At 73.9% G+C, this 24,350-nt stretch carries 22 protein-coding genes and 1 pseudogene; 10 read left to right on the top strand and 13 right to left on the bottom strand.

What is annotated here, in order from left to right; genetic code table 11:
- Positions 1-56: 56 nt before the first annotated feature.
- Entirely contained in the window at positions 57-1,265 is a 1,209-nt protein-coding gene (locus tag I4I81_RS26680; RefSeq protein WP_218604502.1) for a low temperature requirement protein A, read from the top strand.
- Between the two features lie 12 nt (positions 1,266-1,277).
- Here I4I81_RS26680 and I4I81_RS26675 read toward each other — a convergent pair whose 3' ends face one another.
- The 10 genes from I4I81_RS26675 to I4I81_RS26630 all read right to left on the bottom strand — a co-directional run bounded on the left by I4I81_RS26675 (position 1,278) and on the right by I4I81_RS26630 (position 10,678).
- The gene (locus I4I81_RS26675) at positions 1,278-1,508 is read right to left on the bottom strand and encodes a PspC domain-containing protein (protein ID WP_218604503.1); all 231 of its coding nucleotides are present in this window, start codon (positions 1,506-1,508) and stop codon (positions 1,278-1,280) included.
- Between the two features lie 117 nt (positions 1,509-1,625).
- The gene (locus tag I4I81_RS26670) at positions 1,626-2,900 is read right to left on the bottom strand and encodes an ABC transporter substrate-binding protein (protein ID WP_218604504.1); all 1,275 of its coding nucleotides are present in this window, start codon (positions 2,898-2,900) and stop codon (positions 1,626-1,628) included.
- Positions 2,897-4,102: a branched-chain amino acid ABC transporter permease gene (locus tag I4I81_RS26665; protein ID WP_218604505.1), complete on the bottom strand. Its 1,206-nt coding sequence runs from the start codon at positions 4,100-4,102 to the stop codon at positions 2,897-2,899. The genes I4I81_RS26670 and I4I81_RS26665 overlap by 4 nt, the downstream gene beginning before the upstream one ends.
- On the bottom strand, positions 4,095-4,973 hold the full coding sequence (locus I4I81_RS26660; RefSeq protein WP_218616410.1) for a branched-chain amino acid ABC transporter permease: 879 nt from the start codon (positions 4,971-4,973) through the stop codon (positions 4,095-4,097). The genes I4I81_RS26665 and I4I81_RS26660 overlap by 8 nt, the downstream gene beginning before the upstream one ends.
- Positions 4,970-5,776, bottom strand: a complete 807-nt coding sequence (locus I4I81_RS26655; protein WP_218604363.1) for an ABC transporter ATP-binding protein — start codon at positions 5,774-5,776, stop codon at positions 4,970-4,972. The genes I4I81_RS26660 and I4I81_RS26655 overlap by 4 nt, the downstream gene beginning before the upstream one ends.
- Complete coding sequence (locus tag I4I81_RS26650) at positions 5,773-6,582, bottom strand: ABC transporter ATP-binding protein (RefSeq protein WP_218604362.1); 810 nt, start codon at positions 6,580-6,582, stop codon at positions 5,773-5,775. The genes I4I81_RS26655 and I4I81_RS26650 overlap by 4 nt, the downstream gene beginning before the upstream one ends.
- A gap of 181 nt (positions 6,583-6,763) precedes the next feature.
- Positions 6,764-7,369 carry a response regulator gene (locus tag I4I81_RS26645; protein WP_218604365.1) on the bottom strand — a complete coding sequence of 202 codons (606 nt, stop codon included), beginning with the start codon at positions 7,367-7,369 and terminating at the stop codon, positions 6,764-6,766.
- A 14-nt stretch (positions 7,370-7,383) separates the two neighbouring features.
- Positions 7,384-8,559 (bottom strand): GAF domain-containing sensor histidine kinase, encoded by a 1,176-nt coding sequence (locus tag I4I81_RS26640; protein ID WP_218604361.1) that lies wholly within the window; start codon positions 8,557-8,559, stop codon positions 7,384-7,386.
- Positions 8,560-8,620: 61 nt separating this feature from the next.
- Positions 8,621-8,887 carry a hypothetical protein gene (locus tag I4I81_RS26635; RefSeq protein ID WP_218604360.1) on the bottom strand — a complete coding sequence of 89 codons (267 nt, stop codon included), beginning with the start codon at positions 8,885-8,887 and terminating at the stop codon, positions 8,621-8,623.
- 129 nt (positions 8,888-9,016) lie between these two features.
- Positions 9,017-10,678, bottom strand: a complete 1,662-nt coding sequence (locus I4I81_RS26630; RefSeq protein WP_218604359.1) for a DNA repair helicase XPB — start codon at positions 10,676-10,678, stop codon at positions 9,017-9,019.
- Between the two features lie 431 nt (positions 10,679-11,109).
- Between I4I81_RS26630 and I4I81_RS26625 the strand changes: the two genes are divergently transcribed.
- The 4 genes from I4I81_RS26625 to I4I81_RS26610 are packed head-to-tail and all read left to right on the top strand — an operon-like array spanning position 11,110 to position 16,959.
- Positions 11,110-15,300 (top strand): sensor histidine kinase, encoded by a 4,191-nt coding sequence (locus I4I81_RS26625; RefSeq protein WP_218616409.1) that lies wholly within the window; start codon positions 11,110-11,112, stop codon positions 15,298-15,300.
- Entirely contained in the window at positions 15,297-15,719 is a 423-nt protein-coding gene (locus I4I81_RS26620) for a roadblock/LC7 domain-containing protein (RefSeq protein WP_185721140.1), read from the top strand. The genes I4I81_RS26625 and I4I81_RS26620 overlap by 4 nt, the downstream gene beginning before the upstream one ends.
- Positions 15,720-15,770: 51 nt before the next feature.
- Positions 15,771-16,376, top strand: coding sequence for a DUF742 domain-containing protein (locus I4I81_RS26615; protein ID WP_218606286.1), 606 nt, complete (start codon positions 15,771-15,773; stop codon positions 16,374-16,376).
- A complete protein-coding gene (locus tag I4I81_RS26610; RefSeq protein WP_218606285.1) occupies positions 16,357-16,959 on the top strand; it encodes a GTP-binding protein in 603 nt (200 codons plus the stop codon). The genes I4I81_RS26615 and I4I81_RS26610 overlap by 20 nt, the downstream gene beginning before the upstream one ends.
- Before the next feature lie 7 nt (positions 16,960-16,966).
- Here I4I81_RS26610 and I4I81_RS26605 read toward each other — a convergent pair whose 3' ends face one another.
- Complete coding sequence (locus I4I81_RS26605) at positions 16,967-19,180, bottom strand: helicase-associated domain-containing protein (protein ID WP_218616408.1); 2,214 nt, start codon at positions 19,178-19,180, stop codon at positions 16,967-16,969.
- 63 nt (positions 19,181-19,243) lie between these two features.
- On the opposite strand from I4I81_RS26605, the gene I4I81_RS26600 reads away from it, so the two are divergent.
- Together I4I81_RS26600 and I4I81_RS26595 are read left to right on the top strand one after the other, a co-directional pair.
- On the top strand, positions 19,244-19,423 hold the full coding sequence (locus tag I4I81_RS26600) for a hypothetical protein (protein ID WP_218605552.1): 180 nt from the start codon (positions 19,244-19,246) through the stop codon (positions 19,421-19,423).
- Positions 19,420-20,016, top strand: coding sequence for a nucleotidyltransferase family protein (locus tag I4I81_RS26595; RefSeq protein WP_218605557.1), 597 nt, complete (start codon positions 19,420-19,422; stop codon positions 20,014-20,016). The genes I4I81_RS26600 and I4I81_RS26595 overlap by 4 nt, the downstream gene beginning before the upstream one ends.
- Here I4I81_RS26595 and I4I81_RS26590 read toward each other — a convergent pair.
- Positions 19,998-20,612: a LysM peptidoglycan-binding domain-containing protein gene (locus tag I4I81_RS26590; protein WP_218605553.1), complete on the bottom strand. Its 615-nt coding sequence runs from the start codon at positions 20,610-20,612 to the stop codon at positions 19,998-20,000. The genes I4I81_RS26595 and I4I81_RS26590 overlap by 19 nt on opposite strands.
- Before the next feature lie 385 nt (positions 20,613-20,997).
- On the opposite strand from I4I81_RS26590, the gene moaC reads away from it, so the two are divergent.
- Positions 20,998-21,477: a cyclic pyranopterin monophosphate synthase MoaC gene (gene moaC / locus I4I81_RS26585; RefSeq protein WP_218605554.1), complete on the top strand. Its 480-nt coding sequence runs from the start codon at positions 20,998-21,000 to the stop codon at positions 21,475-21,477.
- Positions 21,474-22,369: pseudogene (locus I4I81_RS31360) on the top strand (molybdenum cofactor biosynthesis protein MoaE). Before moaC ends, I4I81_RS31360 begins: the two are co-directional and overlap by 4 nt.
- Positions 22,370-22,372: 3 nt before the next feature.
- On the opposite strand, the gene I4I81_RS26570 reads toward I4I81_RS31360, so the two are convergent.
- A complete protein-coding gene (locus tag I4I81_RS26570; RefSeq protein ID WP_218616407.1) occupies positions 22,373-22,945 on the bottom strand; it encodes a LysM peptidoglycan-binding domain-containing protein in 573 nt (190 codons plus the stop codon).
- A 503-nt stretch (positions 22,946-23,448) separates the two neighbouring features.
- Here I4I81_RS26570 and I4I81_RS26565 point away from each other — a divergent pair.
- Positions 23,449-24,345: an AAA family ATPase gene (locus I4I81_RS26565; protein ID WP_218604855.1), complete on the top strand. Its 897-nt coding sequence runs from the start codon at positions 23,449-23,451 to the stop codon at positions 24,343-24,345.
- Positions 24,346-24,350 lie beyond the last annotated feature (5 nt).

Below are 24,350 nucleotides of genomic sequence, written 5' to 3'. Positions count from 1 at the left end.
GGATCGGCGGCCGGACCGATCTGGCCACCCGCCGCCGCGTCGTGCACCATCTGCGCATGGCGACACCACGGCGGGCCCGGCTGGAGACCCGCGACGGCCTCACCACCGTCACCACGCTGGAGTTGTTCTTCGACCTGGTCTTCGTGTTCGCGCTGACCCAGGTCACCGACCTCATGGCCGACGACCCGTCGGCGGTCGGGCTGTTCCGCGGCGCACTGATCCTCACCGTCCTGTGGTGGTGCTGGGTCGGCTACGCGTGGCTGTGCAACGTGGTGAAGGCCGACGAGGGCGTCATCCGGGTGGCGATGTTCGCCGCGATGGGCGCGATGTTCGTCGCCGCCATCACGATCCCGGAGTCGTTCGACGACCTGCCGGGCGGCCTGTCCGGCCCGGTGGTGTTCGCAGCCTGCTACTTCGTGGTCCGCGCCGTGCACATCGTCATGTTCTGGCTGGTCAGCGCGGGGGACCCGGAGCTGCGCAAGCAGGTCCTGCGGTTCGTCCCGTCGATGGCCATCGGCACGGTGCTGCTGCTCGCCGCGTCACAGACGTCCGGTGCGCTGCAGACCTGGCTGTGGGTGGCCGCGATCGTCGGCGACTACCTCGGCACGCTCGTCGCGGGCACCGGCTGGCGCCTGGCGTCGGCGGGCCACTTCGCCGAGCGGCACGGGCTGATCGTGATCGTGGCGCTGGGCGAGTCGATCGTCGCCACCGGCATCGGGATCGCCCAGAAGCCGATCAGCTGGCCGATCATCGCGGCGTCGACGCTCGCGCTGATCGTGTCCGCCGCGCTGTGGTGGGCCTACTTCGACGTCACCGCGATCGTCACCGAGAAGGCCCTGCACGCGGCCGACGGCGCACGGCAGATCCAGCTCGCCCGCAACGGCTTCTCGTTCCTGCACCTCCCGATGATCATCGGGATCATCATGATGTCGCTCGGGCTCAAGAAGGCGCTGGGGCACGTCGCGGGCGACGACGACTACACGCTGGCCGACCCGCTCTACGGGCTCCCGCTCGTCGCGCTGTTCGGCGGCGTGGCGCTGTTCCTGCTCGCGCACGTCGCGTTCACGCGGGCGGTGGTGGGCCGCACCAAGTGGGAGCGGGTCGTCGCGGCCGGGGTGCTCGTGGCGCTGATCCCGCCGTCATCGATGGTGCCCGCGATCTGGACGCTGGTGATCCTGGCGGCCGTGCTCGTGGCGCTGCTGGGCTTCGAGACCCGGCGCTACGCCGACGAGCGCCACGAGATCCGGCACGCCACCGGTCACTGAGGGGCCGGCCCCTCAGGAGGTGTGCTCCTCCGGCATCAGGATCCATGCGGCCACGTAGGCGATCGCGCCGGCACCGGCCCCGAACACGGTGAGCAGGACGAGTACCAGGCGCACCAGCGCCGGGTCGAGGCCGTAGGCGCGGGCGGCACCGCCGCAGACCCCGGCGATCATCCGTTCGTCGCGGCTGCGGGTGAGCCGGACGACGGGGCGGTGGGCGGGGGTCGTGTCCGTGTGCTGTTCCATGCGTTCCACCCTGCCGCCCGCCGACCGCCCGGAACTCCGGGACGACCCCCATCCCGACCCCGGGAAACGCCGACGGGCCCCGGGGGTGCGTACCCCGGGGCCCGTCGGTCGGGTGGGTCAGCTCTCCTGGAAGGGAGCCACGTAGGTCTCCGCCTCCGGCGCGGTGAACAGCGGCGCGACCTCGCGCAGCCCGCCCTCGACGGAGCCGTCGACCTGCGCGATGTAGACGCCGCGGGTGGGGGGCGATCCCGGCGAGCTGTAGTCGAGCACGTCGACCAGGCCCTCGGTGTCGACCGACGTCAGCGTGGTGAGCGCGGTCTTGACGCCCGCCCGGCTGAGGTCACCGGCCTCGCACGCCGCCTCGAGCACGTTCTGCCACACGAGGCCCTCGGTGTAACCGGTGGTGATGCCCGCGTTGCGCGGCGCGTCCGGGTACGCCGTCTTGAACTCCGTGGTGACCTCGACGGCCTTGGGGTTCGGCGAGGAGAACGGCGCGTTCGACGCCGAGACGTAGAGGTTGCCCAGTGCCGACGCGGCCGGGGTCTCCAGCAGCGCCGGGTCGAACGTCGGGTTGTTGCCGAGCACCGGCACGTTGAGCCCGAGAGCCTGGTTGGCGGCCAGCGCCGACGCGGTCTGGCCCGGGGTCGTGGTCAGCACGATGGCCTTCACGCCCGCGCCACGCATGCCGGTGACGATGCCGGTCAGGTCGTTGTCGGTGGAGGTCACCTTGGCCTCGTTGATCGTGATGCCGTGCTGCTCGGCGTAGTACTGCGAGCCCTTGAGGCCGTTGCCGCCGTACTCGCCGTCGATGTAGATGTGGCCGATGGTGTCGCCGTCGGCGATCAGGCCCTGCTGCTGCAGGTAGGCCAGACCGTTGACGACCTCCAGGTCGTAGGTGGTGCCGATCATCATGATGCCCGGGTTGTCGAGCACCTCCGAGCTCCACGACGCCGGTGCCGCCAGCATGTCGTCCTCGATGAGGTTCGGCTCCAGCGCGGCGAGCACCGGGGAGCCCAGCAGCTGCACCATGCCGAGGACGTTCGGCTCGAGCTGCGGGTAGAGCGTCTTCGCGACGTCGGCCTTGTAACCGTGGTCGACGACCTCGATCTCGACCTGGCGCCCGCAGATGCCGCCCGCGGCGTTGACGTCGTCGGCCCAGAGCTGGTTGCCGGCGTTGAGGCCCGCGCCGAGGTTCTTGAACACCCCGCTGGTGTCGCCCATGATCCCGAGCGTGATGGTGGTGTCGGTGACGCCCTTGTCGGTGATCACACCGCCGGCACCCTCGGTGCCGCCCGCGGTGTCGGCCGTGCTGCCGCACGCGGCGAGCAGGAGGGAGCTGGCCAGTGCGCCGGCGATCAGCGCCGACCGCCCGGCTCTACGCGCTGCGATCATGATCGATCCTCTCGGGGGGTGGTCCGTCCGCCATCGTCGGTGGACGGGACATCTGGGGAACGGCGACGGGCCAGTAGCCGCCTGCCGATGGCGGCCATGCCGCCGGGTTCGAACAGGATCACCAGCACGATCGCGGCACCGTAGACGAACGCGCTCACGACCACGGCGCTGAACCCGCCGAACGCCGCGTCGGCGAACCAGCCGAACTGCTGGGAGCCGAGCAGGAAGAACTGCTGCAGCCCGAACACCAGCGCCGCGCCGATCACTGCTCCGGGCACCGACCCGAGCCCGCCGATGATCACGACTGCGAGGAACGCGATCGCGACCGTCAGGGAGTAGGTGCCGGTGAACTCGTTCTCGTCGGGCTTGACCAGGTCGAGCCACAGCGCCGTCATGACACCCGCGAGGCCGGCGAACGCCGAGGAGATGACGAACGCCCCCGCCTTCACCCGGGTGACGTGGACGCCCATCGAGGTGGCGGCGGCCTCGTTGTCGCGCACCGCGCGCCACGAGCGCCCGATGCGGCTGTTGACCGCTCCGCGGGCCAGGAAGTAGCTGATCAGGGCGAACGCCAGGAACAGGTACCAGAGACGCTGCTGCTTCTGGATCGCGACGCCCGCGATCGTCGGCGCCGGGGTGGAGTTGGCGAACTCGAATCCGAACAGTGCGAACACCGGCGCGTTGCGGCCGCTGGACGTACCGCCGGAGAACATGTCGAGCGACTGGCCGAGCCAGAGCCCGAGGAACACCAGCGACAGCGACGCGACGCCGAGGTAGATGCCGCGCAGCCGCCCGGCCACCGGCGCGAACGCCAGCCCGACCAGCCCGCAGAGCACGATCGCCCCGATCACGGCCACCAGCGGCGGCAGCCCGAGCCCGACGAGGTCGTCGGACTCCTCCGGGTCGCCGGCCAGCACCGCGTAGCCGACGGCGCCGACGAGCAGGAAGAACGGGTGGGCGAGCGAGAGCTGCCCGGCCTGCCCGACCAGCAGCGTCAGCCCGATCCCGCCGACGGCGCCGATGAGGATGTACTGCGCGAGCTTCAGGTAGGCCACGCCCCCGTTGCCGACGATCACCGGCAGCAGCAGCAGCACGACGAGCAGCACGGCCGTGGCGACGATCTTGAGCCAGTTGGGCGGGTGTTTCGTCGTGGTCGCGGGTGCCTTCGGCGGGGCGGCGGGCGGGGTGAAGGTCTCAGACACGACTGAGCTCCTTCGTGCCGAACAACCCGCTCGGTCTGATCACCAGCACCACCAGCATCACGAGGAAGACCGCGCTCTTGGAGAACTCGAAGGAGATGTACTGCGCCGACAGCGCCTCGGTGAGCCCGACGACGATCCCGCCCACGACCGCGCCCTCCGTGGAGTCGAGGCCGCCGAGGATCGCGGCGGGGAACGCGATCAGCGCGATCGCGTGCGTGCCCCGGCCCAGCCCGGCCCCGGAGAAGTCCTGGGTGGCCATGAACAGCACCGCGACCCCGGCGAGCGCGCCCGCCACCAGCCACGCCGTGGCCGTCACGCGGGAGCTGTTGATGCCCATGAGCGCGGCGGCCTCCCGGTTCTCCGCCTGCGCGCGCATCGCGACGCCCCAGTTGGAGTAGCGGAAGGTCAGCAGGAACGCCGTGATCAGCACCGCGCCGACGACCAGCGCGATCGCCTGCGTGCGGAAGACCGTGAGGTCCCCGATCTGGATGGGCTGCGAGTCGTAGGGGTCGCCGATGAACGGGATGTCGGCGCCGACCCGGCGCACGACCTCCTCGGTGATGATCACGTCGATGCCGATGGTGAGCAGCGCCAACGAGTTGTGGTCGGCGCTGCGTGCGTTGCGCAGCAGCACCCGCTCGATCAGCAGCGCGGCCAGTGCCGCGCCCACGATCCCGATGACGGCCGCGAGCACCCAGCCGAGGGCGTCCTTGAGCTCGTAGACGAGGTAGCCGCCGACCAGCACCAGCGAGCCGTGCGCGAAGTTCACCACCTCGGTGGCCTTGAAGATGATGACGAAGCCGAGCGCGAGGAGCGCGTAGACCGCACCCTTGCCCAGCCCGTTGACCAGCAGTTGCAGGAAGGTGTTCATTCCGCGGCCTCCTCGGCCTCGGTGCCCAGGTAGGCGCGGATGACGTCGGGATCGGCCTGGACCTCGGCCGGGAGCCCGTCGGCGATCAGCTTCCCGAAGTCCAGGACGGTGACGCGGTCGGCGATACCCATGACCAGCCCCATGTCGTGCTCGACGAGCAGCACCGAGATGCCGAGCGCGTCGCGCAGGTCGCGGATGGTGACCGCCATCTCGGCGGTCTCGGTGGCGTCCAGGCCGGCCGCGGGCTCGTCGAGCAGCAGCAGGGTGGGTTCGACGGCGAGTGCGCGGGCGATGTCGACCCGCTTCGCGATGCCGTAGGGCAGGGCCGCGACCGGGGAGTCGAGCCGCTCGGCCACGCCGAGGAAGTCGCAGATCTCCTCGACGCGCGCGACGTGCCTGCGCTCGGTGCGCCGGCCCAGCCCGAGCCCGCCGGAGAGGAACCCGCCGGTGGTGAGGACGTGGCGCCCGAGCATGACGTTGTCGCGGACGGTGGAGCCCGGCGAGAGCGCGATGTTCTGGAACGAGCGGCCGATGCCGAGCGCGGCGAGCCGGTGCGGCGCGAGCGCGGTGAGCACGTCGTCGCCGAGCCGGACCCGGCCCTCGGTGGGGCGGTACAGCCCGCTGATGACGTTGAAGCAGCTGGACTTGCCCGCGCCGTTCGGCCCGATCAGGGCGTGCACGGTGCCGGGCGTGACGGTGAAGCTGACGTGGTCGAGCGCGGTGATGCCGCCGAAGCGCAGCGTCACGTCCTCGATCGCCAGCTCCCGGACGCCCTCGCGGAGCTCGACGGGGGCGGCGGTCATCCCGTCCACCTCGACAGCGTCTTGCCGGCCCGGTGGTCGAGCGCCTCGTGCTGCTCGGCCTCGGCCTGCTCCTGCGACTCGGCGTGCCCACCGAGGTAGAGCCGCTGCACGTCGTCGCTCGCGGCCAGCTCGGCGGCCGGGCCGGACAGCGCGACGCGCCCGACCTCCAGCACGACGGCGTGGTCGGCGACCTGCAGCGCCATCGTGGCGTTCTGCTCGACGAGCACGACGGCCGTGCCCTGGGAGTGGATCTCGCGGATGATCCGCGCGATCCGGCCGACCATCTGGGGCGCGAGACCGAGCGACGGCTCGTCGAGCAGCAGGAGCTTCGGGCCCGACATCAGGGCCCGGCCGATCGCGAGCATCTGCTGCTCACCGCCCGACAGCAGGCCCGCGCGTTGCCCGGACCGCTCGTCGAGGACCGGGAACAGCGTCCGGATCCGCTCGCGGGCCGCCGTGCGGACCTCCGCGGACCGCGCGCCCAGCCCACCGGCGCGCAGGTTCTCCTCGACCGTCATGCGGGCGAACACCTGACGGCCCTCCGGCACCGCGACGACGCCGGCGCGCACGATCAGCGCCGGGTCGAGCTTGTCGATGCGGTTGCCGTCGAAGACGATCTCGCCCGCGGACACCGCACCACGGTGCAGCGGCAGCGTGCCGGACACCGCCCGCAGCAGCGTCGACTTGCCCGCGCCGTTGCCGCCCAGCACAGCCAGCACGCCGTCGGCCTCGACCTCGAGGTCGACGTCGGACAGCGCGTGCACCGAGCGTCCGTACCGCACCGACAGCCCGCGCGCGCTCAGCACGGTAGTTCCCGAACCACGTTGAGGCCCCCTTGCCCGCCACCCCCGGTCGGAGTAGCGGGCACATCGTGTGGGGCGTCACACCCTTCAGGCACCCCCACGTGGAGAGGGGTCCGGGCAATGATGACTGTCCGTTACCTCCGGAGAGTCACGATCCAACGACCGGACGAAACAGCGCGACCGCTCAGAGCAGCCCGGCCTCGCTCGCCTTGCCGATCGCCTCGACACGGTTGCGCGCACCGAGTTTGTGCAGGGCGGACTGCAGATAGGTCTTGACGGTGTTGCGTGCCAGACCGGTGCTCTCCGCGATCTCCGGGTTGGTGCGGCCCTGCGCGGCGAGGCGCAGCACCTCGTACTCGCGCCGGGTGAGCCCGCTGCGGGCCAGCGCGGCACCCCGTCCGTCGACGCCCGGGGTCATCCGCGGGTCCGACACCCGCTCCCCCTTCAGCACGCGCCGTAGCGCAGCGACCAGGTCGGTGGCCGCGGCGTCCTTGAGCAGGGCGCCGTGCGCACCCGCGTCGAGCGCCGCCTGCACGCCGTGGTGGTCGCCGTGGGCGGTGAACACCACGACCTTGGCCTCCGGGCAGCCCGTCCGCAGGCCCGCGACCACCTCGGGCGCGAGCATGTCGGGCAGCCGCAGGTCGAGCAGGACGAGGTCGGGTCGCAGGCCGGGCGCCCGCTCCAGCGCGGTGCGGCCGCTCTCCGCCGCCCCGACGACCACCAGCGACGGCTCCCCGCGCAGCAGCAGCGCGACGCCGTCACGCACCACCGGGTGGTCGTCGACGACCATCACCCGCGCCGCGCTCACCGATGCACCGGCAACAGCATGCGCAACGTCGTGCCGCCGTCCTCGTCGTGGACGAGGCTGACCCGTCCGTCCAGGCGCGCGGCCCGCTCCACCAGCATCCGGATGCCCAGCCCCGCCCCGTCGGCCGGGTCGGCCGCACCGTTGTCGGCGGGCGACCCGTCGTCGGCCACCGCCACCTGCACCCCGCCGTCGACCATCCCCAGGCTGACGACGACGGTCGCGGCCCCGGCGTGCTTCTCGACGTTGAGCAGCCCCTCGCGGACGGCCCCGGTCAGCAGCGCGGTGCGCTCGGCGTCGAGCGGGACGACCTCGCCGAGCTGCACCAGCCGGGCCGGCACGCCGGTGCGGGCCTCGAAGCTGCGGCAGTGCTCGGCCAGCTCGATCGGCAGCGCCCGCTCGGGGCTCGACTCGGCCAGCGCCAGCAGCGACTCCCGCAGCGCGAGCGACGCGGCGGACACGTCGAGCTCGAGGCGCCCCAGCCGCGTGCTCAGGATCGGGTTGTCGGGCATGGTCGTGCGCAGGTCGCGGACCTGCGCCCCGATGGAGAACAGCATCGCGCCGACCGAGTCGTGCAGGGAGGCCTGCATCCGCTGACGCTCGGCCGCCACCGCGGTGGTCCGGCCGGCCTCGGCCGCGTCGGCCAGCCGCAGTGCGCGCGACGCCTCGCGGGCCACCGCCTGCACGGCGCCCACCGCGTCGTCCCCGAACTCGCCGGGCCCGCGCAGCGCCGCGTAGGCGACGGCGACCGTGTCGACCCGCCCGTCCCGCTCGGCGAGCACCGGCACGGCGAGCATCGCCGACATCGCCTCCCGGCGCACCATCCCGTCGAAGTGGTGGGTGATGCTCGACGACGTCACGTAGTCGCTGACCCGCACGGGTTCCCCGACCGCGAGCACCCGACCGCCCACGCCCTGACCGATCGGCACGGCGAGGTCCTTCAGCGAATCGGTGCGGCCCCCGGCGATCCAGCGGATGACGGCCTGGCCCGGACCGTCGAGGTCGGCGACGAACCCGGCGTCGGCACCGGCGGCGTCGCGGATCAGGCGTGCGGTGCCCTGCAGGGCGAGCACCCGGTCGAGCACGGAGAGCAGGCCGTCGCGTTCGGCGAGGAGCGCGTTGAGCGCGTGCTCCTGCTCGCGGGCCCGCTCGGCGGCGCGGTCGCTCGAGGGCATCCGCGGACGATCGCACACCGGAGGGCCTGCGCGACACACCCGATCGGCGACCCGGGACGGATCAGCGACCACGCAGCTCGCGGTCGAGCTCCACGGGCTCGGGCAGCGACTCCGGCGCCCGGCGCGGGGAGGGGATGCCGGCCACCGGCACGTCGGGCGACGCCGGGCACGGCGACCGCACGGGGCCGCGGTCGTGTACGGGGTCGCGCCGGGGGACCTGACGGTCGCGCAGGCGCACCATTGCACCGATCGTGATCGCGACGCACAGCGCTGTGACGCACCACGCCGCTGCGACCAGCGCGACCCATCCGATCACGGATCCGTTCACCCCCCGACACCTCGTGTGCACAGAGTGTGGGGCCTGCTTCCGTTCCGCGCACGACAGCGCACCCGGACGTGCGTACCTGATCGTGCACATGCCGTACCTCACGGCGACCGAACGGCGTCCCTGAACGCCCTATCCGACGTCGGGGACGGCGGGGCCCAGCAGGTCGTCGGCGTCGACGATCCGGTAGGCGTACCCCTGCTCGGCGAGGAAGCGCTGGCGGTGGGCGGCGTAGTCGGTGTCGAGGGTGTCGCGCGAGACCACCGAGTAGAAGTGCGCCTGCCGCCCGTCGGCCTTGGGCCGGAGCAGCCGCCCCAGCCGCTGGGCCTCCTCCTGCCGCGACCCGAACGTGCCCGACACCTGGATCGCGACGCTCGCCTCCGGCAGGTCGATGGAGAAGTTCGCGACCTTGCTGACCACGAGCACCGGCAGGTCGCCCTGGCGGAACTGCTGGAAGAGGACCTCGCGCTCCTTGTTGCGCGTTGACCCCTGGATGACCGGCGCGTCGAGGACCTCGCCGAGCTCGTCGAGCTGGTCGAGATAGGCGCCGATGACGAGTGTCGGCTCGCCGGGGTGCCTCGCGAGGATCGACTTCACCACGGCGAGCTTCGTGTGCGCCGTGGACGCCATCCGGTAGCGCTCCTCGGCCTCGGCGACCGCGTAGGACATGCGCTCGGCGTCGGTCAGGGTGACCCGGACCTCGACGCAGTCGGCGGGGGCGATCCAGCCCTGCTGCTCGATGTCGCGCCACGGGGCGTCGTAGCGCTTGGGCCCGATCAGGGAGAAGACGTCGCCCTCGCGGCCGTCCTCGCGCACGAGCGTGGCGGTGAGGCCGAGCCGGCGGCGGGACTGCAGGTCGGCGGTCATCCGGAAGACCGGCGCGGGGAGCAGGTGCACCTCGTCGTAGATGACCAGGCCCCAGTCGCGGGAGTCGAACAGCTCCAGGTGCCGGTACTCGCCCTTGGTCTTGCGCGTGATCACCTGGTAGGTGGCGATGGTGACCGGCCGGATCTCCTTGCGCTCGCCGGAGTACTCGCCGATCTCCTCCTCCGTGAGGCTCGTGCGGGCGATCAGCTCGCGCTTCCACTGCCGACCGGCGACGGTGTTCGTGACGAGGATGAGCGTGGTGGCCTGGGCCTGCGCCATCGCGGCCGCGCCCACCAGCGTCTTGCCCGCGCCGCAGGGCAGCACGACGACACCGGAACCACCCGCCCAGAACCCCTCGACGGCCTGGCGCTGGTAGTCACGCAGCGTCCAGCCGTCCTCGGCGAGGGAGATGGGGTGCGCCTCGCCGTCGACGTAGCCCGCGAGGTCCTCGGCGGGCCAGCCGGCCTTGAGCAGCGCCTGCTTGAGGTGTCCGCGCTCGGACGGGTGCACGATCACGGTGTCGTCATCGACGCGCGCGCCCAGCAGCGGGGCGATCTTCTTCTGCCGGAGGATCTCCTCCAGCACCGCGCGGTCGAGCGCCACGAGCACCAGACCGTGCACCGGCGACTGGACGAGCTGCAGCCGTCCGTAGCGGCCCATCGTGTCGACGACGTCGACGAGCAGCGCCTGCGGCACGGCGTAGCGGGAGAAGCGCACGAGCGCGTCGACGACCTGCTCGGCGTCGTGCCCGGCGGCACGGGCGTTCCACAGCGCGAGCGGGGTGACCCGGTAGGTGTGGACGTGCTCGGGTGCGCGTTCCAGCTCGGCGAACGGCGCGATCGCGACGCGGGCGGCAGCCGCGTCGGCGTGGTCGATCTCGAGCAGGAGCGTCTTGTCGGACTGGACGATGAGTGGTCCATCGGTCACGGCGAGTGTGCCTCCGAGCCTACGAGGATGTGATCGGCGTCTCGGTGAACGGCGCACGGTCGTCGACCGGCGGCCGTCACGACGACGGGGGCGGCGCCGAGGTTGGGCTATGCTCGATGCGCACCATCAGCGAGAACGCACGAGTCCCAGTACGATCATACCCGCTCCGAGCGGCCGCCACCCTTCCCCAGAGGGCGCGTGTCGCCGACACCCGGGTGCACGGAACGACGCGGACGCCGGCGACCCGGCGGCCGCCCACGACAGAAGGCGCGCATGCCCGACCCGACACCCCGAACGATGCTCCCCGAACCCGACAGGCGGCCACCCACCGCCGCTGGGGGGCGTTTCGGCTCCCTCGGTCTCGCGGTCGGGCACCCCGGCGTGTCAAGGTTCGTCGGATCGTCGCCGGCAATCCTCAGGGGGACGTTGACGTGACCACCACCGAGCTCGGGGCCCCGTGGTCCGAGCGCCTGAACCCGCGCAACTGGTCGCTGGCGTGGAAGCTCATCGCCATCGGTCTGGTGCCGGCGCTGCTGGCGCTCACGCTGGGGGTGCTCCGCATCTCCGACCAGGCGGGTGACGCGGCGACGCTGGGCACGAGCAACCGCCTGCTGGAGATCCGTGGGCAGGTCGCGGGGGCCGCCGACGCACTGCGCCAGGAGCGCGACGAGGCCGCTCTGTTCGTCGCCACGGGCCGCACCGACGACCGCGGCGTCCTCGACATCGGCATCGGCCAGACCGACGCCGACGTGCAGGAGGCGGTCGACGCCGTCTCGGGGGCCGGGCCGGACGAGTTCGACAACACCACCCGCAACGCGCTCGCGGGCACGCAGGACGCGCTCGGCCAGCTCGGCGCGCTGCGCACCGACGTCGCCACCAGCCAGAACACCGGCCCTGACCAGGTGGTGGAGCGCTACAGCGCGGTCATCGCCCGCGTCGACGGCCTGGAGCGCGCCCTGCTGCGCCAGCTCCGCACCCCCGACGTCGCCGGCCTGGCCGACGCCCTCACCGCGGCCACGAGCGCGAGCGAGCAGCTCGCCGTGCAGCACACGGTGCTCGGCGCCTCGATCCGCGCGGGCCAGCTCCTCGATCCCGCCCGCCAGGCGAGCATCGCCGCCGACAACCGGCTGACCTCGGCGTACAGCGACTACCAGGTCGCCCTCACCCCGGAGCAGCTCGCCGCGTTCGGCACGTTCGACGGCGGCGACGCCACCGGCGCGCTGTCCACCGTCAAGCAGCAGATCCTCGCCACCCCGGCGGACCGGCCGGTCGTCGTCGACCCCGCCCAGTGGGACGCCGCGTTCGCCACCGCGCTGGCCGCGGTGCAGAACTCCGGCTCGCTGATCCGCGACGACATGGTGGCCCGCAGTAGCGCGGCCGAGGAGCAGGCCAGCAACCTGGCCGGCATCAACTCCGTGATCCTGATGCTCGGCCTGCTGGTCGGCATCACCATCGCGATCCTGGTGGCCCGGGCGCTGGTCCGGTCGCTGCGGGTGCTGCGCACCGCGGCACTCGACGTCGCCGAGCGGCGGCTTCCGCAGGCGGTCGAGAGCATGCGCGCGGGCGACGCCCCCGACGTCACGGTCGACCCGGTTCCGCTGAACACCAGCGACGAGGTGGGCCAGGTGGCCCGCGCGTTCGACGCGGTGCACGGGCAGGCGATCCGCCTCGCGGCCGACCAGGCCGCGCTGCAGACCAACGTCAGCTCGATGTTCGTCAACCTCTCCCGCCGCAGCCAGGCCCTCGTCGAGCGCCAGCTGCAGCTCATCGAGCAGCTGGAGAGCAACGAACAGGACCCCGACCAGCTGTCGAACCTGTTCCAGCTCGACCACCTCGCCACCCGCATGCGCCGCAACTCCGAGAACCTCCTGGTCCTCGCGGGCACCGACCTCGCGAAGCGCAACATCGCGCCGGTCCCGATGGTCGACGTGCTCCGGGCCGCGGTGTCGGAGATCGAGCAGTACCAGCGCATCGTCGTGCAGGCCCCGCCGACCACCACGATCGTCGGCCGCGCCGCGAGCGACCTCGTCCACCTGCTGGCCGAGCTGCTCGACAACGCCACCAACTTCTCCCCGCCCGACTCGCAGGTGGTCATGAGCACCACCCGCACCGCGGAGGGCGACATCCTGGTCGAGATCGCCGACCGCGGCGTCGGCATGATCGACTTCGAGCTGGCCGACGCCAACCAGCGCCTCGGCGGCCCGTCCTCGGTCGACGTCTCCGCGTCGCGCCGCATGGGCCTGTTCGTGGTCGGCCGCCTCGGCGCCCGCCACAACATCGAGGTGCAGCTCAGCACGTCGTCGACGGGCGGGGCCGGCACCGGCCTCACCGCATCGGTCACCGTGCCCGCGCAGCTCGTGCCCACCACCGAGCGGGAGCTGGCCCGCCCCGTCCCCGCCATCGCGCAGGGCGGGAGCGGTCCGTCCGCGTTCGACGTGCCGCCGCAGCGCGGAGGGGCCAACGGCAGCGGTCGCAACGGTTCGCTCTCCGCCCTGGTCGCGGGCGCCGACGGCCCGGCCACGCCGGCGTCGGCGTTCGACCCCGGCCCCGGCGGGTACCCGCCGGTCAACGGATCGTCCACCGCAACGCCGTCGCTGCCCACCCGGCGGCCCGGGTCGTCGCTGCACCCGGACGGTCCCTCCGTCGCCGAGCAGGCCCGCCAGGACCAGCTCGCCGCGGCCGAGCGGTCCCGCCAGGAGCGCTCCGACCGTCCCGACCACGGCGCCGGGTACGGCACTCCCGCAGGCCAGGGCCCCGACGACACCGACGGCGTCGAGCACACCGCCAGCCTGTTCGACGGTGCCGACCGGGACGCAGAGGACCGGGACGCAGAGGACCGCGACGCAGAAGACCGCGGCGCCGCCGAGCAGGACGCAGAGGACCGCGACGCAGAGGACCGCGACGCAGAAGACCGCGACGCCGCCGAGCAGGACGCAGGCGAACAGGACACGCGCGGGGCGGACGAGCAGGACGCAGCCGGGCGCGACGACGAGCCGGACACGACGGTGGAGGGCGGGCCCGACGACACCGCCACCACGGCGTACGCGATCGTCGCCCCCCGCGAACAGCCCGCCGTGGAGGCCGACCGCGCCCGTCACGTCCTCGCCGATCCCGACGAGGACGAGACCGCGCACGCCACCGACGGGGAGCCGGGTCCCGACCCGGCCGACCGCGCGGACCCGGCCGCCGACTCCACCGACGCGGGCACCGCGCGCCGCACGGCCACCGGCCTCGCCGCCGGTGCCGCCGCCGCCGCGGGTGCCGCCGCAGCGGCCGGTGGCTCCGGGCCCGACGCCCCTCCGGCCGGGGACCGGGCCGCCTCCAACGGGGCGATGCCGCGCAACCCGTGGCCGCAGGGCGGGCCGCCGCACGCCCCGGCCGCCCAGCCGCCCCCCGCGGCACCGGCCGGCAACGGCAACGGCCCGGCCCCGCACACCGGCAACGGCTCGGCGCCCGCCCCGCAGGCCGACCCCGCCCCGCAGGCCACGCCGGCCGACCGGCCGGCCCCGCCCGCACTGCCGCAGCGCCGGCCCTCGCCGGTCCGGCCGGCCGCGGCCGAACCGGCCGAGCAGGCCGCCCCTGCCACGGCGCCGATCCCCTTCGCCCGTCAGGCGACGCCGCCGGCACCCCCCGCCTCGATGCCGCCGGCGTCGATGCCCGCCGCGGCCGCCCCAACACCCTCCTTCCCGGCGACGCCGGTCCAGGAGCCCTCCACCGCCGGGTCGGACGGGCTGTTCGCGCCGAGCACACCTGCCGACCGCACCGAGGCTCCGCCGGCCGCCGCTCCGCCGGCCGCCACTCCACCGGCCGCCGCCTCGGGGGCCCCGGCCGACGCCGTCCCGGCCGGGCGGCCCGAGGGCAGCGGGTTCGAGCTCGGCGAGACGACCCCGATCTTCGAGGAGATCGCGTCGGCCTGGTTCCGCTCCAACCGGCCGCTCCCGGTCGACTGGGAGGCGGAGGCCCGGTCCGCGGGTCCCTCGCCGCAGGTCCGGCCGCGTCCGGCCGCGGGGCTGTCGCCCGCACTCCCGGTCCGGCCCGCCCGACCCGTCACCGGGCCGCCGCCGGTGGCGCCCTACGCCCCGGCTCCGCAGCAGCCGGCCCAGCAGCCCTCGGTCCCGCAGCCTGCGGCCGCACAGCCGCCGGCCGCGCCGCCGCAGGCGGCCCCGCTGCCCCCGGCTCCCCAGCCGCCGGTGCCGCCCGCACAGGCCGTACCCCCGGTCCAGCCCCGGTCCACGCCGGTCGCGCCGCCCGTGGCGGCCCCGGCCGAGCCCGCGCCGGCGCTGTCCGCGCGGTCGGAGCCGACCGCGTTCTCCAGCTCCGCCGACGAGGGCTGGCTGGCGGCGAACAACGCCGCTCCGGTCACCGACCGGCCGGACGAGGTCACTGCAGCCGGGTTGCCGAAGCGCCGTCCGCGCGCACGGCTCGTCCCGGGCAGTGCAGGATCTGCCGTGCTGGCCCCGCCCGTCTCCCCCGCACGCAGTGCGGAGAGCGTGCGCGGCCGGCTCGCCAGCTACCAGCAGGGTGTCCGTCAGGGGCGCGAGAGCAGGCACCGCGGCGATGTCGCCAACGGTGCCACCGAGTCCGCCAACGCGGGCGGAAACCACGACGAGGAGCGACAGTGACAGCGCCACAGACACAGCCGAGCCGGTTCGGATGGCTGGTCACCAACTTCGCGGAGCGGGTCCCCGGTGTCGCGCACGCCATCGTGGTATCCGCCGACGGCCTGCTCCTCACCAGCTCCGACCGGCTCCCCCGCGACCGGGCCGACCAGCTGGCCGCGGTGGCATCCGGCCTGATCAGCCTCACCCAGGGCGCCGCACGGTGCTTCGACGCGGGCGGGGTGGTGCAGACGGTCGTCGAGATGGACCGGGGCATCGTCCTGCTGATGTCGATCAGCGACGGGTCCTGCCTGGCCGTGCTGGCGTCACCGAGCTGTGACATCGGCCTGATCGGATACGAGATGACCCTGCTGGTCGACCGCGTCGGCCAGCTGCTGACCCCCGAGCTGCGCGCCGAGCTGCAGGGCTCCTTCGGGCCCTGAGCCACGCGACCCGTCCACCACGATCGGTAGAAGAAGGCAGGTGATGTTCCGATGACCTCCGGTCCCGACGACGAGCGCCGGCAACCCTCGGAGCCGACTTTCGCCGACGTCATGAACGGCTTCAGCTTCGACAGCGCGCGTCCGTCGCGCCGTCGCCGGTGGGGTCGCAAGCGCGACGACGACGCCGAGCAGGCCCCCACGCCTGCACCGTCCTCCGTCCCCACCGCCCGCCCTGCCGTCGAGCCGGTCAACCCCGGCCCGATGACCGGGCCGATCGACATGCGGGTCAACGACGCCGAGCAGTTCGGCACGGGCGGCGGCGCGTCGGCCGTCCGGCCGTATGCGTGGACCCGCGGACGCACGAAGTCCGGCTTCGACCTGGCCATCGAGACCCTCGTCTCCACCAGCCAGCGTGGCCGCGACCAGATGGGCCTGCTGCAGGTCGAACACCGCGCTGTGGCCGAGCTCTGCGAGGCCGCGCGCTCGGTCGCCGAGGTGGCCGCCCTCCTCTCCCTGCCCCTGGGCGTCGCCCGGGTGCTGCTGGGGGACATGGCGGGCCTCGGCGTCGTCACCGTGCACCAGACCGCGAGCAGTGCCGGCAGCGCGCCGGACCTCGCCCTGATGGAAAGGGTTCTGAGTGGACTCCGTCGGCTCTAGGCCTCAGACGATCGCCACCACGGCGACGATCTCGGCCAAGATCGTGGTGGCCGGGGGCTTCGGCGTCGGCAAGACCACGTTCGTGGGCTCGGTCTCCGAGATCGTCCCGCTGACCACCGAGGCGGTGATGACCGAGGCGAGCGCCGGTCACGACGACCTCACCGCAACCCCGAACAAGACCACCACCACGGTGGCGATGGACTTCGGCCGCGTCTCCCTGGACAAGGAGCTGATCCTCTACCTGTTCGGCACCCCCGGGCAGCACCGGTTCTGGTTCATGTGGGACGACCTGGTGCGCGGCGCGATCGGTGCCGTCGTCCTCGTCGACACGCGGCGCCTGGCCGACTCGTTCGCGGCCATCGACTTCTTCGAGGACCGCGGGCTGCCCTACGTCGTCGGCCTCAACTGCTTCGACGGGCTGCAGCAGCACCGTGTCGAGGACGTGCGGGAGGCGATGTCGATCGACCCGGCCGTCCCGATCGTCACCTGCGACGCCCGGAACCGGGACTCCACCAAGGCCGCCCTGATCTCGCTGGTCGAGCACGCGATGGCCCACCGGATGGCGGCTCGCGCCGGACGCTGAGCCCGGGTCAGTCCTCCACGAGCGCGATGGAGGTGATCCGGTGCAGAGGTACGCGGTGCAGCCCGCCGTCGGTGCGGTCGCGGCCCTCGACCACGCCGCCGCCGACGGTGAGCGGCTCCAGCACGCGCTCGCCCGCCACGCCGTGCCCGTCGACGAACCCGAGCCAGACCGTCAGCTTCTCCTGCGCCGCGCGGCGCAGGGTGTCGAGCGTGCTCGACCGACCGTTGGTGGCGCTGCGGCGCACGCCGGCGAGCGCGTCACCCGCGCGCATGCGGGACACGAGCGCGGTCAGCTGGGCGGGGTCGGGTTGGGGCGGCAGGCCGCGCTCCGGTGAGCGGCGGGCGGGCGTGGTGCGCCTCCCCCGGGCCGCCAGGTCGAGGACGGCTCCGCCGGTGTCCTCCGCGGCGGGGGTGAACCCTGCGGCGCGCAGCCCGTCGAGCAGCTCCACCAGCGGCAGGGGGCTCACGACGACCGTCGGGGCGATCCGCCGCAGCTCCAGCCCGATGGTGTCCGGGTGGGCCAGCACCTCCGAGATCAGCACGTCGTCGTCGGAACGCAGGAACGCCGCGGCCGCGCCGCCGCGCAGGCGCCCGTGGCGGCGTGCGACGTCGTCGACGAGGTAGGTCAGGCCCTGGGGCACGGGCGTGGCGGAGCGGCGCGCCAAGAGCTCGTGCAGGTCGGCGGCGCTACGGCCGGCGTCCAGCGCCCGGCGGACGGTGGCCTCGGTGAAGCGGTAGACCGTGGCGCCACCCGCCGACTCGACCTCCGCCATCAGGTCGAGCTCCCTGGCCAGCTCGGGCACGAGCGGGCCGGGCGCGACGGCGGTGAGGTCGGCCTGCAGGAGCACGTGGTCGATCGGCTCGGGCAGTGCGGCCCGCAGCGCCGCGACGATCCGGTCCGGGTCCTGCAGCACCGCCCGGCCGGGCGTGGACAGCGCGTCGAGGGCGACGACGCCGAGCACGGTGCCCTCGGTGAGCGCCCAGCCGACGACCTCGTCGCGCAGCCGGCCGCCACGGCGCGGGGCGCGCCAGGCGAGGAGGTCGGCCAGCGCGGCGGGCGAGGAGGGGGCGGTACCCGGCGGGAGCTCCGCGAGCCCGGCGAGGACGCGGCGGCGGTCGCGCGGGGCCAGTGGGCGGCGCACGGCGTCGGACAGCGGGCTGATCGGACGCCCGGCGTCGTCCTTGCGGCCGACCAGCCCGGGCAGCCGGGGCAGCGCGAGCCAGGTGCGGGCCAGCAGCGACCAGCGCACCTCCGGGCCGCCGGCCAGCCACACGTCGGCGTGGGTCGTCGGCAGGAACTCCGCGGGCACGCCGTCGGTCGTCCCGACGAGGTCGGCGGCCACCATCACCTCGACGAGCAGCGCGGCCGTCGGCTCGTCGACGTCCATCTCCTTGGCCGCGCGGCGCAGCTCGCGCACGCCGAGGCCCCCGGAGCGCAGCGCGGGCGGCGGGGTGCGGCCCCAGAACGCGAGGAGCAGCTCCACCTGCCGCAGGACGCCGAGTGCGGCCCCTGCCGCGGTGCCGTCGACGACGTCCGCGCCGCGGTCGCGGGGGGCGAGGTCGGGCGGGTCGACCACCACGGACCCCAGCGGGCGGTCGCCACGCAGGACCAGGCCGACCTGGCGGGGCAGCTCGACGGTCTCGGGGTCGGTACGCAGCAGCAGCCCGCGGCTGAGCAGGCGCCCGACCGGGGTGTCGCCCGCGCCGCGGCTGCGCCCGATCGGCGGGCCCGCGGCCAGCGTGTCCAGCACCCGCCGCTCCTCGTCGTCGACGCCGGCGAGCAGGTCGGCCAGCGCGGAGGACCCCGCGGGCCCCGTCGACGCCCGGCCGAGCCCACCGGGGTGGCGGGGCACGACGTCGCGGACGGCCGGGACGACCGAGATCTCGGCGTCGGGGCCCCAGGCGACAGCGCGGGCGCGCAGGGCGTCGAGGGCGTCGGTCAGGACAGCGGCGGGGACGTCGGGGCCCAGGAGGCGGGCGATCTCGGTGCGGGGCACGGGTGCGGTGTCGGCGTCGGCCACGGCGAGGGCCTCGAGCACGGCGAGGGTGACGGTGTCGAGCTCGTCGCAGGTGCGGTGGACCGAGGCCCGGATCGCGGCGCGGGTGGCGAGCACGGTGACGTCGGCGGGCGGGGGCACCCCGAGGTCGGGGCGCAGCGCCAGGAGCCGGGCGAGCGTGTCGTCGTCCTGGGCGCGCAGCCAGTCGACCAGCGGCGTGGGCACCGGTCCACGGTAGTCGGTGGCATGGGAGATACTGGCGGTCGACCACCGACACCTGGAGGAACCGTGGCGAAGGCCGCCCCCGCAGGACGCATCGACCCCACCTGGCCGGAGCTGCCCGAGGGCGAGCACCCCGTCAGCGAGCTCGCCAGCCCCGTGCAGGGCTCGCTGTCGCCCTTCGGCGACATCGAGTTCCCGCTCGACGAGGTGCCCTACGTGCACCCCGTCACGGAGATCAACCGCTGAGCCGTCCATCGACGGTCACCGGCCTGCTGCTCGCGGCCGGTGCGGGGCGCCGGATGGGCGGCCCCAAGGCGCTGGTCGAGCTGCACGGCGAACCGCTCGTCCGCCGGGCCCTGCGCGTGCTCGCCGACGGCGGCTGCGCCCCGCTGGTCGTGGTGCTGGGCGCCGCCGCCGACGACGTGGCCGCGGCGCTGCCCGCGGGCGTGCACACCGTGCGGGCCCCCGACTGGGGGTCCGGCATGGGCGCCTCGCTGCGCGCGGGCCTCGCAGCCCTCGACGGCGACGCCGCCCTCGTGCACCTCGTGGACCTGCCGGGGGTCACCGCGGAGGCGGTGGCGCGGCTCGTGGCCGCCCCGGTGGGCCCCACCGCGCTGCGCCGCGCCGCCTACGACGGCCGCCCGGCCCATCCCGTGCTGCTCGGCCGCACCCACTGGGACGCGGTCGCCGCGTCGGCCACCGGTGACGCCGGGGCCCGCGCCTACCTCGGCGGGAACCCCGACGTCGAACTGGTCGAGTGCGGCGACGTCGCCGATCCCGACGACGTCGACACCCCCGAGGCGCTGGCCCGGTTCACGGGTCAGAGAGACAACCGCTGACCCTCGCGGATCACGTCCGGGTTCGCGGCGAGGCCCGGGTTCTTCTCGACGATGGCCTGCCAGCCGCCCGCCACGTTCCGGGCACTCGCGATACGGCTGAGCGTGTCGCCGCGCTGCACGACGTACCCGCCGTCGGTGGGGCCGCTGAGCCGCACCCGCTCCGGCTGGGCGGCCGGCGCAGCAGCCGGGGCGGAGCGCTCCGAGGCCGCCTCCCCGCGCACGCCGGTCTGGCGCGAGCAGCTCGGCCAGGCGTTCCAGCCCTGGACGGCGAGCACCCGCTCCGCGACGACGATCTGCTCCGCGCGGCTCGCCTGGTAGGCGACCGGGGCGAACTCGCCGCCGCCGAACCCGCGCCACGTGCTCGGGGAGAACTGCAGGCCACCGTGGTAGCCGTTGCCGGTGTTGATGTCCCACCGGCCGCCGCTCTCGCACTGCGCGAGGCGGTCCCACGCGCTGTCCGGCGCCGCGCTCGCGGCGGGGGCCGCGATCACGAGCGGGACACCGGCGACGGCTCCGGCGAGCGCGGTGCGGGCGATGGCCCGCCCGGCGCCGTCGAACTTCGCGGGGGCACGGTGACGGCCGCGGTATCGAGCCATGGGTCTTCTCCGGCGCGGCGCACGGACGCGGGCGGGGAGCGGCCGGTCCGTTCCTGTCCCACGCGGAATCCGTGAGGAGGTCGGGTCTCCGGGTCGCCGGACAGGGGAGCGCTGCGACACCGGGGGCCGTCCGGATCGGGGGTCCGGGCGGCCGTCGGCGACGCTACGTGCGGTTGGGGCGGACTCCAAGACGGCGTGTCCGCGCGACTCGCCGTCCAACCTGGACACGGCCGGCCCGATGGGGTGACGTCTGCGCAGGTCACCGCGACCGATAGTCACGACGCGCGTCACCGGAAAGGGTTGCGCCCATGTGAGGCACATCACTTCCGCCGGCGGTTCCGTGGCGGCCGACACGTCCCCGGGCCCGCGCCGTAGGGTCTGCGTCGTGGAGCTGACGCACGTGGACGGGGCCGGCGCGGCCCGGATGGTGGACGTCACCGACAAGGTGGCGACGGCGCGCACCGCGGTCGCGACGGGGGTGCTGCGCACCACGGCGGAGGTGGTGGACCTGCTGCGCCGCGACGGCCTGCCCAAGGGCGACGCGCTGGCGACCGCCCGCATCGCCGGGATCATGGGCGCCAAGCGCACCCCGGACCTCGTCCCGCTGTGCCACCCGATCGCACTGAGCGGCGTCGTCGTCGACCTCACGCCCGACGGCGCCGAGGTCGGCATCCGCGCCACCGTGCGCACGACCGACCGCACGGGCGTCGAGATGGAGGCGCTCACCGCCGTCGCGGTCGCCGGGCTGGCGCTGCACGACATGGTCAAGGCGGTCGACCCGGCCGCGGTGCTCGACCACGTGCGCGTCGAGCGCAAGGACGGCGGGAAGACCGGCACCTGGGTGCGGCCCGAGGACCGTTCGTGAAGCGCGCGCGGGTCGTCACCGCGTCCAACCGGGCGGCGGCGGGCGTGTACGCCGACCGCGGCGGCCCGCTGATCGCCGACTGGCTGCGCGAGCGGGGCTACGAGACCCCCGACCCCGCGGTCGTGCCCGACGGCGAGCCCGTCGGTGACGCGCTGCGCGCCGCGGTCGCCGACGGCGTCGACGTCGTGATCACCACGGGCGGCACCGGCATCTCGCCGACCGACGCCACGCCGGAGGTCACCCGCGGCGTCCTCGACTACGAGGTGCCCGGCCTGGCCGACGCGATCCGCGCCGCGGGCGCACCGACCGTGCCCACCGCCGTGCTCTCGCGCGGCCTCACGGGTGTCGCGGGCCGCACGCTGGTCGTGAACCTCCCCGGATCGACAGGGGGAGTTCGCGACGGTCTCGGCGTGCTCGCGGGCGTGCTCGACCACGCCGTGGACCAGCTCAGGGGAGGCGACCACACATGACGATCGTCGTACGTGCCGCGGTGGGCGAAGAGCCCCTCGACGTGGCCGAGCACGCCGCACTGGTCGACCACGCCGCCGCGGGCGCCGTGGTGACGTTCGCGGGCGTCGTGCGCGACCACGACGGCGGCCGTGCGGTGCGCGGGCTGGAGTACAGCGCGCACCCCACGGCCGGGTCCGTCGTGGAGCAGGTGGCCGCCGACGTGGCGGCCCGGTCCACCGGCGTCCGCGCGATCGCGGTGAGCCACCGGGTGGGTCGCCTGGAGATCGGCGAGGTCGCGCTGGCGTGCGCGGTCGCCGCCGATCACCGCAAGGAGGCCTTCGACACCTGCGCCGAGCTCGTCGAGGAGGTGAAGCGCCTGCTGCCGGTCTGGAAGCACCAGGCGTTCGCCGACGGGTCCGACGAGTGGGTCAACTCGACCTGAGCGTCAGACCTGGATCGACTGCCCGACACGCAGCACGTTCGGGTTGCTGAGCACGTCGCTGTTGTCGTTCCACAGCTGCTGCCACGTGGTGCCGTTCGCGGCGGCGATCCGGGAGAGCGTGTCGCCCGCGCGGACGGTGTAGTTGCCACCGCCGGACGACGACGGGGCTGCCGCGGCGGGGGCCTCGACGGGGGCGGAGGCGCGCACGCGGGTGGGCTCGGCGGAGCCGTTGAGTCCGAGCTTGCGGGAGCAGGCGGGCCAGGCGCCCCAGCCCTGCGCGGCGAGGGTGCGCTCGGCGACGGCGATCTGCTCGGCGCGGCTCGCGTTGTGCGGCGAGCCGGTGCCACCGAAGGCGCGCCAGGTGGTGGGACTGAACTGCAGGCCACCGGAGTAGCCGTTGCCCGTGTTGATGCTCCAGTTGCCACCGCTCTCGCACTGGGCCAGGCGGTCCCAGTCGGAGTCGGGTGCGGCATTGGCGGTTCCGGCGAGGGCGAGGGGGGCGCCCACGACAACTGCGCCGGCAACGGCCAGCCGCAGGAGACTTCGGCCCGTGGTGATTGCAGGTCGAGAAGTCATTTTCAATGCTCTCCAATTCGCACCGTATCGGAGGACGTGCTCGTCAGCGGCAGGGAGTGATCCGCGGACGCGTCCTTTGCCGGTCCTCGATCACCGTCGTGCAGTGGCCGGGAATCGGCGTCCTCATCCCTGTCCCGTGTTCATCTCGACGGACCGGAGCCGCGGGACAGGGTGTGGCGCGACGGTTCCGGATGCATTTTCGGACGACCCTCACGGATCGACCGACGGACGACGCTACGAGCCGGAACAGGCAGAACGTCCAACTTCCGTGGAGTGACGATTGTCACGGTAACGGCAGCATTACGTGGGCGATACGTGGACATCACCAGGTCACGCGCCTGCCATCACGGGTCGATCACGGCCGAACCATTGCGTTCAAAGTGAAAGTATTGCCGAACCCGTCACACCTTTTGCTCGACCGAGCGTCATCGCCCGTGCACCCACCGCGAGCGGCCCTGCCGCCCGAGGTGGCTTGTGCCCGGGCGGTCCGTCATGCTGGGGCCGTGAACGATCGCCCCGCAGGTCCGGCGGACTCCCCCGCCGCGTTGGCCGCAGCTCTGCGCTCCACCGGATATCTCGCCGACGACGGGCTGGCGACCGCCACGTTCCTCGCGATGCGGATGAATCGCCCCTTGTTCTGCGAGGGGGAACCCGGAACCGGGAAGACCGCACTCGCCCAGGCACTCGCCCAGGTACTGGGCGCGAAACTGATCCGGCTCCAGTGCCACGACGGCATCGACGCCTCCCAGGCGCTCTACGACTGGGACTTCCCGCGGCAGCTCCTGCACCTGCGCGCCCTCGAGGCCACGGCCGGTAGCGGGGCCCTCGACACCGAGGCCGTCGAAGCCTCCCTCTACGACCCGCGCTTCCTGCTCGCCCGCCCGATCCTCGAGGCGCTGCAGACCACGCCGAGCGTGCTGTTGATCGACGAGATCGACCGCGCCGACGACGAGTTCGAGGCGTTCCTGCTGGAGGTGCTCACCGAGCACGCCGTCACGATCCCGGAGATCGGCGAGATCCGGGCGACGGTCCCGCCGCTGGTCGTGCTCACCTCCAACCGCACGCGCGAGGTGCACGACGCCCTCAAGCGCCGCTGCCTCTACCTCTGGCTCGACCACCCCGACCTGGCGCGCGAGATCGAGATCCTGCACTCGCGCCTGCCCGGGATCCCGGAGCGGCTCGCCGCCCAGGTGGCCGGGGCCGTCCGCGCGCTGCGCCAGGCCGACCTCCTCAAGCCCCCCGGCGTCGCGGAGACCATCGACTGGGCCCGGGCGCTGCAGCTCGTCGGCGCGAACCACCTCGACGTCGACAGCGCGGCGGCCACCCTCGGGGCCGTGCTGAAGTACCGCGAGGACGCCGACCGCGTCCGCAAGCAGCTCGACACCCTGCTCGCCTCCTGACGGGC

This window comes from Pseudonocardia abyssalis (assembly GCF_019263705.2).
GTDB lineage: Bacteria > Actinomycetota > Actinomycetes > Mycobacteriales > Pseudonocardiaceae > Pseudonocardia > Pseudonocardia abyssalis.
This window is presented reverse-complemented; position numbering and strand designations above follow the sequence as displayed.